The sequence below is a fragment of the Pseudomonas sp. 43(2021) genome, assembly GCF_017490805.1.
In the GTDB taxonomy this organism is placed as follows: domain Bacteria; phylum Pseudomonadota; class Gammaproteobacteria; order Pseudomonadales; family Pseudomonadaceae; genus Aquipseudomonas.
The window spans coordinates 1-441 of sequence record NZ_JAFGYJ010000545.1 but is presented as its reverse complement, the minus strand read 5'-3'; the positions used below and the strand labels follow the sequence as shown (position 1 = coordinate 441).

General features: G+C 69.4%; 1 protein-coding gene. It reads right to left on the bottom strand.

The genetic code is table 11. The features are described 5' to 3' along the window. Positions 1-241, bottom strand: a 241-nt coding sequence (locus J5M71_RS28615; protein ID WP_279382406.1) for a winged-helix domain-containing protein, incomplete at its 3' end; no start/stop codon positions are given. Between the last annotated feature and the right edge of the window lie 200 nt (positions 242-441).

Here is a 441-nt window from a genome sequence, read left to right as displayed (position 1 = left end):
GCACCGAGACCTCATAGCCGACACCACGCGTGCCGTAGGAGCCAAGGACGGAGAGGTCTTTGCGGAGCTTGGCCGGGCTGACGCCAGCGGTTGCGGCACACGCGTCGGATGAGACTGTGGCCACACCCGCCTCAGCGAGGTCGACGAGCACGCGGTGGTACAGGGGGAGCCGTCCGACCGTCGCCTCGGGCACCCCGAGACGGCGCGTGCCGGCGTCGGCGCGGCCAGAGTCGGCGGTCAAAAGCGTCTCCTGAGGTACGGAACATGCCCGGCCCCGGTGGTGGACCGGGTCTGCGCGGGGAGTTGCGTCCTGCAGGTGACCGGCCAGCTCTGGGGAACGGGCTCGGCGTCAGGGTAGGCGCTTGTGAAGGACTGCACAAAGTTGCAGCGGCGGCTGTCTCACTTTATGAGACGACCGCCGCTGCCTGGTCTCAGCCGGCC